Consider the following 14,012-nt stretch of genomic DNA (forward strand, 5'->3'; position numbering starts at 1 on the left):
AACCAGACAGGAGAGAACGATAAGGAATGAATTTACTGACCATTGAACATTTAACTAAATCATATACGGAACGTCTGCTTTTTGACGATACCAGCTTCAGCATCAATGAAGGAGAAAAGATCGGGCTGATCGGCATTAACGGAACAGGAAAATCCACATTGCTTAGGATCGTGGCAGGTCTTGAGGAGCCGGATCAGGGGACCGTGGTAAAGGGGAGGAATTTAGATATCCGTTTTCTGTCCCAGAATCCAGTGTTTCATGAAGGCGATACCATTTTAGAGAGCATTGTCCGGGACAATGAAGGGCATGAGCACGTCTGGGACCTGGAAAGCCAGGCAAAGGCTATGCTGACCAGACTGGGATTTGCGGACTTTGATTCCAAGGTGGAGACCCTGTCAGGGGGACAGAGAAAACGGGTGGCATTAGTCAGTGTCCTCCTTGGGAATAACGACTTACTGGTCCTTGACGAGCCTACCAACCACCTGGACAGCAGTATGGCGGAATGGCTTGAAGATTATCTGAGGCGCTTTCGAGGGGCGCTTTTAATGGTGACCCATGACCGGTACTTTTTAGACAGCGTGACCAACCGGATTGTGGAGCTTGATAAGGGGAAGCTTTATAACTATCAGGAGAATTATGAAGGCTATCTAAAGCTGAAGGCAGAGCGTATGGACATGGAAGCGGCCACAGAGCGGAAGCGGCAGTCTCTTCTTAAGGTGGAGCTTGAATGGATGCAGCGGGGAGCCAGGGCCCGTTCTACCAAGCAGAAGGCCCATATCCAGCGTTATGAGGCCCTTCGTGACCAGAAGGGAATTGAGATCGATCAGACGGTGGAACTGGATTCCGTTTCAAGCCGCCTGGGGCGTACCACGGTGGAGCTTAATGATATCACCAAAGCCTTTGGGGAAAAGGTGCTGATGAAGGACTTTTCCTATATTTTCTTAAAAAAATGACCGCATCGGCATCATTGGACCTAACGGAAGCGGTAAATCCACCTTGATGAAGATCATTGCAGGGTGGCTGGATCCTGACGCCGGAACGGTCACCATAGGGCAGACCGTAAAAATGGGATATTTTTCACAGGAAAGCGAAGACATGGATGGCAGCGTAAAGGTCATTGACTATATCCGGGACGTGGCGGAGTACGTAAAAACAAAGGATGGAAGCATCAGCGCTTCTCAGATGCTGGAACGCTTTCTGTTTCCTTCAAGCGTCCAGTACACCACTGTCAGCAAGCTGTCCGGCGGGGAGAAAAGAAGGCTTTATCTGCTCCGGATCCTGATGGAAGCGCCCAATGTGCTTTTGCTTGACGAGCCGACCAATGATCTGGATATTCAGACTTTGACTATTTTAGAGGATTATCTTGACAGCTTCCAGGGGATTGTGGTAACGGTTTCCCATGACCGCTATTTTCTGGACCGGGTGGTACGCCGGATCTTTGCCTTTGAGGGACAGGGTCAGGTGGCCCAGTATGAGGGTGGCTTTACCGATTATCAGGCGGCTTTTCAGGAGAAATATCCGGAAGCCTTCCAGGCCAGGATGAGGAATTTTCAAAAAGTCCGGAGGCTTCTGAGAAAAAGGGCAAGGAAAAACCAAAGGGAGAGCGGAAGCTTAAATTCTCCTTTAAGGAACAGAGAGAATGGGAAACCATTGAAGAAGATCTGGCGGCTCTGGAAGAGAAGATCGAGGCTCTGGACAAGCAGATGGGAGAAGCTGCCAGCGATTACAGCAGGCTGAATGCGCTGATGGAGGAAAAGACAGAGCAGGAAAGGCTGCTGGAGGAGAAGATGGAGCGGTGGATGTATTTAAACGACCTGGCAGAACAGATTGAGAATCAATAAGAATCACAGTAAAAGGAGCAGAAGCTAACCCGGAATCGGATCAAGAGACGGAGGAGACAAGCGATATGGAACAGTACAGGATTGCAAAGCATGAGATGGGAACCTATCCTATGGGGCTATCAAAGGTATCCGGCGGAATCCGCCTTTGTGTGGCTGCAGAAGGGGAGAAATGCAGGGTCCTTATTTTTAAGGCAGGAGAGGAAACGCCGGTCCAGACCATTTCCTTTCCGGCAGAGTTAAGAAAAGGCGATGTATGGAGCATGACTGTTCTGGGAGAGGATTTTAACAATCTGGAATACTGCTATGAAATCGATGGAAAGCTGTTTTCTGATCCTTATGGAAAGCGTTTTACCGGACGGGAGGTATGGGGGGATTTTGAACACGCGTCAACCCTTTTAAGAACTCCCATTGAGTTTGTTGATTTTGACTGGGAAGAGGACAAGCTTCCTCAGATTCCATATGAGGACAGTATCATATACAGGCTCCATAACCGGGGATTTACAAAGCATGCCTCTTCCAAAGTAAAGCATAAAGGAACCTTTGATGCCTTGCGGGAGAAGATCCCTTACTTAAAAGAACTGGGTATTACAGCGGTGGAGCTGATGCCGGTAAATGAGTTTTCCGAGGTCATTATGCCAGAACACGTGTATGGAAATCCTTTTGGTGTGGATAAACCTGTTGGGAAATTGAATTATTGGGGATATACCTCAGGCTATTATTTTGCTCCAAAGGCTTCTTACGCTTCCAAGAAGAATCCGGCCCTGGAGTTTAAAAGCCTTGTAAAGGCACTTCATAAGGAGGGGCTGGAAGTGATCGTGGAGCTTTTCTTTACCGGAAAGGAACCGCCTTCTTTGGTTCTTGACGCGGTCCGGTTCTGGGCGGATGAATTCCATGTGGACGGGATTCATCTGGTGGGGACCCTGCCCTTAGACCTCCCCCGCCGGGATCCCTATTTAAGCCGCATCAAGCTATTTGCCATATCCTGGGATACAGCCTCTGAAGGTAAGATTAAGCACTTGGGCGAGTATAATGACGGCTTTCTGGTGGATATGCGCCGGGTATTAAAGGGGGACGAGGAACAGATGAATAATCTTGCCTTCCGTACCAGGAGAAATCCGGCCGGGTACGGCGTCGTCAATTATATGGCCAATACCAACGGGTTTCCCATGATGGATATGGTGTCCTATGATACCAAACATAATGAGAAAAACGGAGAGAAGAACCATGATGGCAGTCCCTATAATTATTCCTGGAACTGCGGAGTTGAGGGTCCCACAAAGCGGAAAAAGGTGATGGAGCTTCGGAAAAAGCAGCTGCGCAACGCATTCCTTCTTTTGCTTCTGAGCCAGGGAACGCCCCTTATTATGGCTGGAGATGAGTTCGGCAATTCCCAGTCAGGCAATAATAATGCATACTGCCAGGATAATGAGGTGTCATGGTTAAACTGGAATCTGGTCAGGACAAACCGGGATCTCCTGGAGTTTGTAAAAGCAGTGATCGCCTTTCGAAAGGCCCATCCGGTGTTCCATATGCCGAAGGAGCCAAGGATCATGGATTATCTGGCGTGCGGGTTTCCGGATGTTTCCTATCATGGAGTAAAGGCATGGTGCCCGGAATTTGATAATTTCCGGCGCCAGCTTGGAATCTTTTACTGCGGGGAATATGGAAGAAAACCGGATGGAACCGCTGATGACAACTTTTATGTGGCTTATAACATGCACTGGGAACCTCATGAATTTGATCTTCCCAACCTGCCTAAGAAGGAACAATGGCATGTGGTCTTTCATACGGATAAAGGAGAAGCAAACGGCATGTACCCGGAAGGAAAGGAGCCTGCGGCAGGAGGGAAACGGTTTCTGGTTCCGCCAAGGTCCATTGTGGTGTTTATGGGTAAGAAATAAACAGTGGTATTTGAAAAGTTAATTTACGGTTACGATGTTTTTGAGGGCAGTCAATCAGATTGCCCTCATTTTTTGTTTTTTTTACCTGGCATGAGCAACCCGTTCGTTAGATTTTTAAGTCTGATTTTTGGAGGACAGTTTATTCCCTGGTGTGTTTTCTTCTGCGTTTTTTTCAGAGAAGGCTGCATGGCAGCGTATATTCTTGACAACTTCTTGACATGGTCCCTTTTCATTTTGACACCGTCTTGATTTTTTTCTCTGATATGATTGTGAGCATAGGGATAAGAAAAATAAAAGGATCAGGAGATGAAATCATGGGAGCTGTTTTGATGCTGGTAAGCATTATCGGTGTTTTATTGTTAATTTATTTATTTTACATTTTATTTCGAGGTGACCGGTTATGAGCCATATTGTTATGCAGGATATATTTTATATTGCTGTTTTAGTTGGATTGTCCATTCCTCTTGGGATTTATATATACAAGGTTATGACAGGGCAAAAGGTTTTTCTGACTCCTGCCCTTGCCCCTGTGGAAAAAGGGATTTATAAGCTTATGGGCATTTCCTCCGGGGAAGAGATGAATGCAGGAAAGTATGTGCTTTCTGTTTTATTATTCAGCGGAACAGGATTTGTTTTTCTTTTTGGTTTATTGATGCTTCAGGGAGCTTTGCCATTTAATCCGGAAGGGCTGAAAGGAACCAGCTGGCATCTGGCTTTTAACACAGCCGCCAGCTTTATTTCAAACACCAACTGGCAATCCTATTCAGGTGAATCCACTCTGTCCTATTTCACCCAGTTTTCAGGTCTTGCCGTCCAGAACTTTGTGTCAGCGGCAACGGGAATTGCCGTTCTCTTTGCCCTGATCAGAGGATTTGTTTTGAAGCAGAAAAAGACCATTGGGAATTTTTGGGCAGATCTGGTAAGGTCCACGCTTTACATTCTGATCCCGCTTTCCTTTCTCGTGGCTTTGCTGCTTGTTTCCCAGGGTGTTGTTCAGACATTTGGCCCCTATAAAGAAGTTGCCATGCTGGAAAATGGGGCCTTGCAGACCATTCCCTTAGGCCCTGCCGCAAGCCAGATTGCCATCAAACAGCTTGGTACAAACGGGGGCGGCTTCTTTGGGATGAACTCTGCATTTCCTCTTGAGAATCCAACCGCCTTCTCCAACCTGATTCAGGCTTTGTCCATTCTGCTGATTCCTGCGGCCCTTTGCGTAAGTTTTGGAAGGGCAGTAAAAGATGGAAGGCAGGGGCGGTCGATCTACATGACTATGATGATTTTCTTTATAGCTGCCCTTGCTGCAACAACCATCAGCGAACAGTTTGGGGCGCCTGTGTTTGAACACGCGGCAGCCTCCGGCAGCATGGAGGGCAAGGAGGTGGTTCACGGCGTCGGCGCTTCCTCTTTATGGGCGGTGGTGACCACGGCGGCATCAAACGGTTCTGTGAACGCCATGCATGACAGCCTTACTCCCCTTGGGGGAATGGTTTCCATGTTTCTCATGCAGCTTGGGGAAATTGTATTTGGCGGCGTGGGAAGCGGACTTTACGGAATGCTTGCCTTTGTGCTCCTTACAGTATTTATTGCAGGCTTGATGGTTGGCCGGACCCCGGAGTATCTGGGGAAAAAGGTAGAGCCCTTTGATATGAAAATGGTTTGCTTAATTGTCCTTGTCCCCCCGCTATTAACGCTTCTGGGGACTTCCGCTGCCGTCTCCATGCCAGGTGCCCGGTCATGGCTGACCAATTCAGGAGCTCATGGATTTTCGGAGATCTTGTATGCCTTTTCTTCCATGGCTAATAACAACGGCAGCTCCTTTGGAGGATTTTACGGAAACACCCCGTTTACAAATATTTTAGGCGGGATCATAATGCTGATGGTCCGGTTCATTCCCATGACAGCTGTCATTTTCCTTGCTGGTAATATGGGGAAGAAAAAGGCTGTTGCCGTCAGCGAGGGCACATTATCCACCAGCAATGGCATATTTGTGGGACTTTTGATCGGAGTTATCCTCATCATAGGCGCGCTGAGCTTTTTACCGGCGCTGGCTCTTGGCCCGATTGCCGATTTCTTTACAATGCAGTGACAGAAGGTGATTAAAATGGAAAAAAAGAGTGTTGACAAGAGCATCTTTTATGATGCGCTGAGACAGTCCTTTGTTAAGCTGTCTCCCAGGGTGCAGGTGAAAAATCCTGTTATGCTGGTAGTTTTTACAGGAGCGGTCCTGACCGGTGTTTTGTATATTTTTTTCCTTTGCAGGTCTTAAGGAAGAAAATTCGGGTTATACCTTAACCATATCCCTGATTTTATGGTTTACTGTTCTGTTTGCCAACTTTGCGGAAGCCATTGCAGAGGGGCGTGGACGGGCACAGGCAGACAGTCTGCGCAGTGCCAAAAAAAGACGTAAAGGCAAGAAAACTGAAAACGCCATCCAATATAGACGATTATACTGAGGTTCTTTCCAATACCCTGAAAAAGGGAGATATTGTATATGTCAGGGCAGGGGAGCAGATCCCAATGGATGGGGAAGTGATGGATGGGGCAGCCTCTGTGGACGAAAGCGCTATTACCGGGGAATCAGCCCCGGTCATCCGGGAATCCGGCGGCGACCGAAGTGCTGTAACAGGGGGAACTACCCTGGTGTCTGACTGGCTGATCATCGAAGTAACGGCGGAAGCAGGAGAAAGCTTCCTTGATAAGATGATATCCATGGTGGAAGGTGCATCCAGAAAGAAAACTCCTAATGAAGTGGCTTTGCAGATTTTGCTCATAACCCTTACCATCATCTTTCTTGTGGTTACGGCAGCCTTGCGGCCTTTTACCGGCTTTGCAAGCCTTCAGGCAGGATCTGGCTCCGCCATTTCCATCACCAATGTCATTGCCCTTTTGGTATGCCTTGCGCCTACTACCATTGGCGCGCTCCTATCCTCCATCGGCATTGCAGGCATGAGCCGCTTAAATCAGGCAAATGTTCTGGCAATGAGCGGGCGGGCCATTGAAGCTGCCGGGGATGTGGATGTACTGCTACTTGATAAGACTGGGACCATTACCTTGGGAAACCGCCAGGCAAGCGAATTTCTGCCGGTGGCCCGCGTCACGGAGCAGGAGCTTGCCGATTCGGCCCAGCTTTCTTCTCTTGCAGACCAGACAGCGGAAGGAAGAAGCATTGTGGTTCTGGCAAAGGAACGGTTTGGGATACGGGGCAGGGAGCTTTCAGCCTGGGTGCAAGCTTTGTGGAATTTACAGCAAAAACAAGGATGAGCGGCATCGACTATCAGGGAAACGAGATCCGGAAAGGCGCTGCTGATACCATCAAAGCCTATGTGCTGGAAAAGGGAGGAAATTACCCGGAGGAATGTGAGAAGCTTGTAAAGCGTGTTGCTGAGGCAGGAGGTACTCCTCTTGTGGTGGCAAAAAAAACAATCAGGTGATGGGCGTGGTCTATTTAAAGGACATCGTGAAAAACGGTGTAAAAGAACGTTTTGAAGATCTGCGCAAAATGGGCATCAAGACCATTATGATCACCGGTGACAATCCCATGACGGCAGCGGCTATCGCTGCAGAAGCGGGTGTTGATGACTTTCTTGCGGAGGCTACGCCGGAAGCAAAACTGGCCTCATCCGTGATTACCAGGCCAAAGGCCATCTGGTTGCCATGACCGGAGACGGTACGAATGATGCTCCTGCCCTGGCACAGGCTGATGTTGCGGTGGCCATGAATTCAGGGACCCAGGCTGCCAAGGAGGCAGGAAACATGGTGGATTTAGACTCCAGTCCTACCAAGCTCATCGATATTGTCCGGATCGGCAAGCAGCTTTTGATGACTAGGGGCTCTTTGACGACCTTTAGTGTGGCAAACGATGTGGCAAAGTATTTTGCCATTATTCCTGTATTGTTTTTCGGCATTTATCCACAGCTGGAAGCCCTGAATTTTATGGGCCTGACCAGCGCCAAAAGTGCCATGCTTTCAGCGATCATTTATAATGCGCTGATCATTATTGCACTGATTCCTCTGGCTCTTAAAGGGGTTAAATACCGGGAGCTGCCGGCTGAAAAGCTGCTGACAAGAAACCTGTTGGTCTATGGCCTGGGCGGGATCTGCGCGCCTTTTTTTCGCAATCAAGCTGATCGATATGATTCTGGCCGCGTGCGGTCTTGTGTGAGGTAAATAGAAACTATGAAAATCATGAAATTATTCAGAACCGCTGTTGTATGCTTTGGCATAATGACCATATTGTGCGGTATCATTTATACGGCTGCAGTTACGGAGGCTGCCCAGCTGCTGTTTCCGGATCAGGCAAACGGCAGCATGATCCTTGCCGCCCAAAAGGATGGAACACAAAAGGAATATGGATCCCAGTTGCTGGCCCAGGAGTTTACAAAGCCCCAATATCTTATTGGAAGGCCCTCCGGCGTGTCAAACCTTTCTCCTGTCAGCAAAGAGCAGCAGACCCTTGTTTTGGAACGCATAAACTGGTGGCATTCCTTTGATCCCGGCAATCAGGAAGATATTCCCATGGATCTGGTTACGGCATCAGGAAGCGGCGTTGATCCTCACATTTCCCCTGAAGCGGCAGAATACCAGGTGGCAAGGATTGCAGCCGCCAGGAATTTGACAGAGGATGAAGTGAGAGGCATTATTAAGACCTGTACAAAGGGGCGCTTTCTTGGATTTATCGGTGAACCGGGCGTCAATGTTTTAAAAGTGAATTTAGCTCTTGATGGTTTGCTGCAGATAAAAAAGGTGGTATGATATCTAAAAAGTAAGGTGGTGGTACATGGATGGAAGTGTTTGATTACAGACCTGACCCTGATGCCATTTTAGAGGATATTCAGACGCACCGGGACCAAAGGCCGGGCAGGTTAAAAATATTTTTTGGATATGCTGCGGGTGTGGGAAAAACCTATGCAATGCTTGACGACGCCCAGGAACGCCTAAAAAGCGGGATCCACGTTTTAGTCGGCTATATCGAGCCTCATACCCGTCCTGAGACCATGCAGAAGCTGCATGGTCTGCCGCTGCTTCCGCCCAAAACCGTGTCATACCGCAATATAGAGTTAAAGGAATTCGACTTAGATAAGGCTCTGGAACTTAAACCGGAATTGATTCTTGTGGATGAGCTGGCCCATACCAATGCAGAGGGCGGGAGGAATAAAAAACGGTATCAGGACATTGAGGAACTTCTGGGAGCAGGGATCGATGTTTATACAACAGTCAATGTCCAGCACATGGAAAGCTTAAATGACGTGATCGAGAACATCACAAAGGTCAGGATCCGGGAAACTGTCCCGGATTATATCTTTGACCGGGCGGAAAAAATCGAACTGGTGGATATTGAACCGGATGAACTGCTGCTCCGCCTGGAAGGAGGAAAAATATATCGCTCTGACCGGGCGGAAACGGCCATGCGGAATTTTTTCACACAGGAGAACCTGCGGCTTTTGCGGGAAATCGCCCTGCGCTGCGCTGCGGATAAGATCAGCTCGGAGAATCAGAGCGAGCGGAGCTTATCTGATAAAATGGCTAATACCAAGCTGCTTGTCTGCATCGGCCCGTCACCCTCATCGGCAAAATGCATCCGGTGGACTGCGCGGGCGGCGGAGGCGTTTCACGCAAGCTGGGCCGCATTATACGTGGAAGATATAGAAAGTGAAGATTTTACTGCTGAACAACAGAAGACGATCCGGGCGAACCTGGATCTGGCAGAAAAGCTGGGGGCTGAGATCGTGAACCTGACCGGACATGATATTGCCGCCACCGTATCGGAATATGCCAAGCTTTCCGGTATCACCAATATAGTAGTGGGCAAAAGCAGAAATAAGAAAACCCTTAAAAATCTGTTTGATATGGATTTTGAAGACAAGCTCATCTTTCTTTTGCCTAACATAGAAATACACATCATACCAGGGAATATCATCAAACGCAGCTATAAGAAGCCGGGGAAAAATATAAAGCATGAGAATTTCCGCTTTACCTGGGCGGATACCGGAAAGACCCTTTCTATATTGATGGCTACCACCCTGCTGTCCCTTGGGCTTCGAAGGTTTGACGTCATGAACCAGAATATTATTATGGTTTATATTTTCTCCGTTTTGCTGGTTTCCCGGATGACAGAAGGATATGGATACGGGATCCTTGCCTCCGCAGTCGGCGTATTGACCTTTAATTTTTTTATTTACAGAGCCTTATTTTACCTTAAACGCAATTCAAGCCGGCTACCCCCTTACCTTTGCCATTATGCTTTTAGTAGCTTTGATCACCAGCGCTTTGACTGTGCGCATGAAAGCGGAAGCGAGGCTGGCAGTAAAGAGGGAACACCGTACGGAGATCCTGTATGAGATCAATAAAAAGCTCCTTGCCACAAGGGGCCTTGACCGGATCGTAGCTCTTACAAATGACTATGTTGTGAAGTTGTTTGGACGGTCTATAATCTTTTTCACCACTGATCCGGAACATGGAGAGGATGGGGAAGTAGGGCAGGCGCTGATGACATCGGTTCTTCTGTTTTAAATTCCGCCGATGAAAAGGCGGTTGCCCACTGGGTATTCTTAAACCAGAAACGGGCGGGAGCAGGAACCGATACCTTAATGGGAGCGGCAGCATTCTATATGCCTGTGATCTCTCAGGGAAAGGTTCTTGCCGTCTGGGGAATTTCCTGCAGGAAAGAAAACCTTGACCACAATGCCCGCCTGTTTTTGCGCATGATCGCTTCCCAGGTGGCAATGGCCCTGGAGCGGCAGCATCTTTCCGATGAGCAGCGGAACATTATGGTGGAATCGGAAAAGGAAAAGATGAGGAGCACCCTTTTGCGGGCAATATCCCATGATCTGCGCACGCCTCTTGCAGGCATTCTGGGGGCCAGCTCTGTAATCCGTGAAAATGGAGATCTGCTTGATGAAAATACCCGGAACAGCCTGGTCGCCAACATACAGGAAGAATCACAGTGGCTTATACGCATGGTGGAAAATCTGCTTTCCGTGACACGGATCAATGAGAATGCTCCAATCTTAAGAAAAGCCCGGAGGCAGCGGAAGAGGTTGTGGGGGAGGCTGTCAGCCGTATCAAGCGGAGATTCCCTCAGAGTAAAATCCTTGTTCATGTTCCGGAGGAATTCTTAGAGGTTCCGATGGATGGAACCTTGATCGTACAGGTGCTGATCAACCTTCTTGAGAATGCCATAAAATATTCTCCAGAGGATTCCTCCATTGAAGTCCGCTTGGAGAGAGATGGAATATGGGCCAGGTTTGAAGTGTTTGACAGGGGAAGGGGGATTCCCAATGAGGATCTGCCCCATCTGTTTTCAGGCTATAAGCCCAGCGAAAACAGAAGCGCCGATTCCTCCAGAGGAATGGGGATCGGCCTGTCCATCTGCAAAACCATTGTCAATGCCCATCAGGGAAACTTAGAGGCTGAAAACAGAAAGGATGGAGGAACGGTATTCTGCTTCACTCTGCCCTTGAAAGGAAGTGAATAAATATGGATATAAAACCAATGGTGCTGATCATTGAAGATGAAGATGCGATCTGCAATTTTATATCTGCCATTCTGACTTCAAATGATTATCAGGTGGTTAAAGCCAAAACAGGAAAGGAAGGGCTTTCCCTGTTTACCTCCCGTGTTCCCGATATCATCCTTCTGGATCTTGGCCTGCCGGATATTGATGGTGTAGAGATCCTTAAAACGATACGTCAATGGTCAAAAACGCCTGTGATTGTGGTTTCCGCCCGTGGTCACGAACGTGAGAAGGTGGCTGCCCTTGACTTTGGTGCTGATGATTATATTGTAAAACCATTTGGAACCTCAGAACTCCTTGCCCGTATACGGACGGCAATGCGGCACAGCACTCAATCGGCTGCCGCAGAAGCTCTGGGAGATGAAAGGTTTACCACTGGGAAGCTGGAAATCGATTATAATAAACGGGTCGTATACAAAGATGGAGAAAAAGTCCATTTAACGCCTATTGAATATAAGCTGTTGGTTTTACTGTCCAGGAATGCAGGCAAGGTGCTTACCCATGATTTCATCATACGGGAAATATGGGGGGTTTATACCGATGAAAGCCATACCCTTCGCGTCAACATGGCGAATATAAGGCGTAAGATAGAGGAAAATCCAGGAGCGCCCCAGTATATTCTCACGGAAATGGGCGTTGGATACCGGATGGTGGAGGAATTGGATGAAGGGTAAATGGGTATGGTATCGCAGCCAGAAACATGAATAGGCAAGTCAAATAAAATAGAATATGAGACTTTGGAGCAAAGAGAAGAGCGGGTATGATCATGGGATAAGGCCCCCTGTCTGACAATGAAATATTGTCAGACAGGGGGCCTTTGTCATAAAGAAACGCGGCCACCAGGTATAAACGTCCCTTAGTCCTCAGGATAAATAAGCTGGTCGTCATCGATTCCGTACAGCACAGAATCAAGGAATTTTCCAGCCAGGTATTTAGCCATTCCAAGATTCATGTCCAGGTAATTTCCGCAGTCTTTTGCGGCTGCGCCTGGTACCTCGCCTTCAAAATCCCGGATGAATTCATACATTTCCGTGATCAATGGAACAATGTCACTGGACTTGTAATCACCGGACAGCAGAAGGTAAAAGCCGGTGCGGCAGCCCATAGGGCCAAAGTACAGGATCCGGGAAGAAAAGAATTCATGGTTGCGCAGGAAGGTGGCTCCCAGATGTTCAATGGTGTGGATTTCTGCTGTATTCATAACAGGCTCAAAATTAGGGCGGGTCATGCGGATATCAAAGGTGGTAATGACAGAGTCCCCGGCCTGATCCCTGCGGGAGACATAGATGCCTGGAAGAAGTTTTAAATGGTTGATGGTAAAGCTTGTTATTTTTTCCATGGTTATCATGTCCTTTCTTAACATGGTTGCTTACGATTTGCGGGTTGCTTATCCCATGGTCAAATTATAATAAATAAAACGGTCCCATGCAATAGAAATCATGGATATTCTTTAGCTTGCAGTTGTTAAGTTCTATGGAAAAAAATAGTTTTCATAAGGGCTTTACGGTGATATCTGCCATCTGCCCCTGCCCTCCGCTTAACTGGTCTGAATACCAGTCTGATGGAACACCTTCATGCGTTTGCCGCGGAAAAATCAGTAAAGCTGTTGACAATAACCATTTATAATAATATAATGAAAAAAGTTAGTCGCAACTAACTTAATACATTTATTAAACGAGGAGATGAAATGAAAAAAAACAACGTATTAAAATTAACTACCATTATGGCGGCGGCCGTTTTAATGATGACAGCCTGCTCAAGTCCAAGCACTACAAAAACTACTGAAACCACTGCAGCTGAAGCGGCTCAAGCTGCTGAAACCACTGCAGCTGTTGAGAGCGGGGAAGCTTTAACGGTTGAAATTAAAGATGTTCATGGACTGGTTACAGTTCCTGTAAATCCTCAAAAGGTAATTTCTTTGGATAATAGAACTTTTGAAACATTATCAGACTGGGGAATTAAATTAGTCGCTGCTCCAAAGGGCGTAATGCCGGCGGGTTCCCCATATGTAGCCGATGAGTCTGTTCTGGATATCGGAAATCACCGCGAACCGAATCTTGAAATTATAGCAGCTGCAGACCCTGACCTCGTAATAGTCGGTCAAAGATTTGCGTCCTATTATGAAGAAATAAAAAAATTAGTGCCAAATGCAGTAGTTATTGATTTAAACTTTGATGTTTCTGAGGAAACGGATACACCTGGAGAAAACTTAGTAAACGGACTTAAGGATTCCACCGTTGCACTTGGAAAAATTTTTGATAAAAATAAAGAAGCTGAACAATTGACAGCTGACTTTGATCAGGCGATTGAATCTGTCAAATCTTCATATAATGGAACGGATACCATTATGAGTGTTGTGGTTTCCGGTGGAAATATCGGTTTTTCAGCTCCTCATTCCGGTCGTGTTTGGGGGCCCATGTATGAAGTGTTCGGCTGGGTTCCGGCATTAGATATTGACAATACCACTTCCGATCATCAAGGGGATGATATTTCTGTTGAAGCGGTTGCACAAAGTAATCCGGATTGGATTTTCGTATTAGACCGTGATGCTGCAGTATCTTCTGCAACTGATGCGGTTCCTGCTCAGGACGTTATCGATCAATCACCTGCTCTTCAAAACGTAACTGCTGTTTCTGAAGGACATATCGTTTATGCACCAGCTGATACTTACACAAATGAATCCATACAAACCTATCTGGAGTTATTTGGAGACCTTGCAAAGGCTTTGGCTGAATAGTATATAGGAGTATAGCTTAG

General features: G+C 47.3%; 9 protein-coding genes and 4 pseudogenes. 12 read left to right on the top strand and 1 reads right to left on the bottom strand.

What is annotated here, in order from left to right; all coding sequences use genetic code 11:
- Positions 1-26: 26 nt before the first annotated feature.
- The 11 genes and pseudogenes from JCM10519_RS22755 to JCM10519_RS22790 all read left to right on the top strand — a co-directional run bounded on the left by JCM10519_RS22755 (position 27) and on the right by JCM10519_RS22790 (position 11,929).
- Positions 27-1,841, top strand: a pseudogene (locus JCM10519_RS22755) (ABC-F family ATP-binding cassette domain-containing protein).
- Between the two features lie 65 nt (positions 1,842-1,906).
- Positions 1,907-3,742: an alpha amylase C-terminal domain-containing protein gene (locus tag JCM10519_RS22760; protein ID WP_054742106.1), complete on the top strand. Its 1,836-nt coding sequence runs from the start codon at positions 1,907-1,909 to the stop codon at positions 3,740-3,742.
- Between the two features lie 400 nt (positions 3,743-4,142).
- Entirely contained in the window at positions 4,143-5,828 is a 1,686-nt protein-coding gene (gene kdpA, locus JCM10519_RS22770; protein WP_054742112.1) for a potassium-transporting ATPase subunit KdpA, read from the top strand.
- A 15-nt stretch (positions 5,829-5,843) separates the two neighbouring features.
- Positions 5,844-7,904, top strand: a pseudogene (kdpB, locus tag JCM10519_RS22775) (potassium-transporting ATPase subunit KdpB).
- Between the two features lie 23 nt (positions 7,905-7,927).
- Positions 7,928-8,494 (top strand): potassium-transporting ATPase subunit C, encoded by a 567-nt coding sequence (locus JCM10519_RS22780; protein WP_347845207.1) that lies wholly within the window; start codon positions 7,928-7,930, stop codon positions 8,492-8,494.
- A gap of 158 nt (positions 8,495-8,652) precedes the next feature.
- Positions 8,653-9,849, top strand: a pseudogene (locus JCM10519_RS33125) (two-component sensor histidine kinase); the annotation flags it as partial.
- A 97-nt stretch (positions 9,850-9,946) separates the two neighbouring features.
- A pseudogene (locus JCM10519_RS33130) lies at positions 9,947-9,994 on the top strand (hypothetical protein); the annotation flags it as partial.
- 27 nt (positions 9,995-10,021) lie between these two features.
- The gene (locus JCM10519_RS33135; RefSeq protein ID WP_347845197.1) at positions 10,022-10,252 is read left to right on the top strand and encodes a hypothetical protein; all 231 of its coding nucleotides are present in this window, start codon (positions 10,022-10,024) and stop codon (positions 10,250-10,252) included.
- Positions 10,253-10,329: 77 nt separating this feature from the next.
- Entirely contained in the window at positions 10,330-10,860 is a 531-nt protein-coding gene (locus JCM10519_RS33140) for a histidine kinase dimerization/phospho-acceptor domain-containing protein (RefSeq protein WP_347845198.1), read from the top strand.
- An 8-nt stretch (positions 10,861-10,868) separates the two neighbouring features.
- The gene (locus tag JCM10519_RS33145; RefSeq protein WP_347845199.1) at positions 10,869-11,216 is read left to right on the top strand and encodes an ATP-binding protein; all 348 of its coding nucleotides are present in this window, start codon (positions 10,869-10,871) and stop codon (positions 11,214-11,216) included.
- Positions 11,217-11,218: 2 nt separating this feature from the next.
- Entirely contained in the window at positions 11,219-11,929 is a 711-nt protein-coding gene (locus tag JCM10519_RS22790; protein WP_054742115.1) for a response regulator, read from the top strand.
- A gap of 182 nt (positions 11,930-12,111) precedes the next feature.
- Here the strand turns inward: JCM10519_RS22790 and JCM10519_RS22795 are convergent, their stop codons facing one another.
- Complete coding sequence (locus tag JCM10519_RS22795) at positions 12,112-12,594, bottom strand: S-ribosylhomocysteine lyase (RefSeq protein ID WP_054742136.1); 483 nt, start codon at positions 12,592-12,594, stop codon at positions 12,112-12,114.
- Between the two features lie 348 nt (positions 12,595-12,942).
- On the opposite strand from JCM10519_RS22795, the gene JCM10519_RS22800 reads away from it, so the two are divergent.
- On the top strand, positions 12,943-13,992 hold the full coding sequence (locus JCM10519_RS22800; RefSeq protein ID WP_054742117.1) for an ABC transporter substrate-binding protein: 1,050 nt from the start codon (positions 12,943-12,945) through the stop codon (positions 13,990-13,992).
- Positions 13,993-14,012: the final 20 nt, after the last annotated feature.

Source organism: Clostridium sp. NkU-1 (assembly GCA_001312405.1).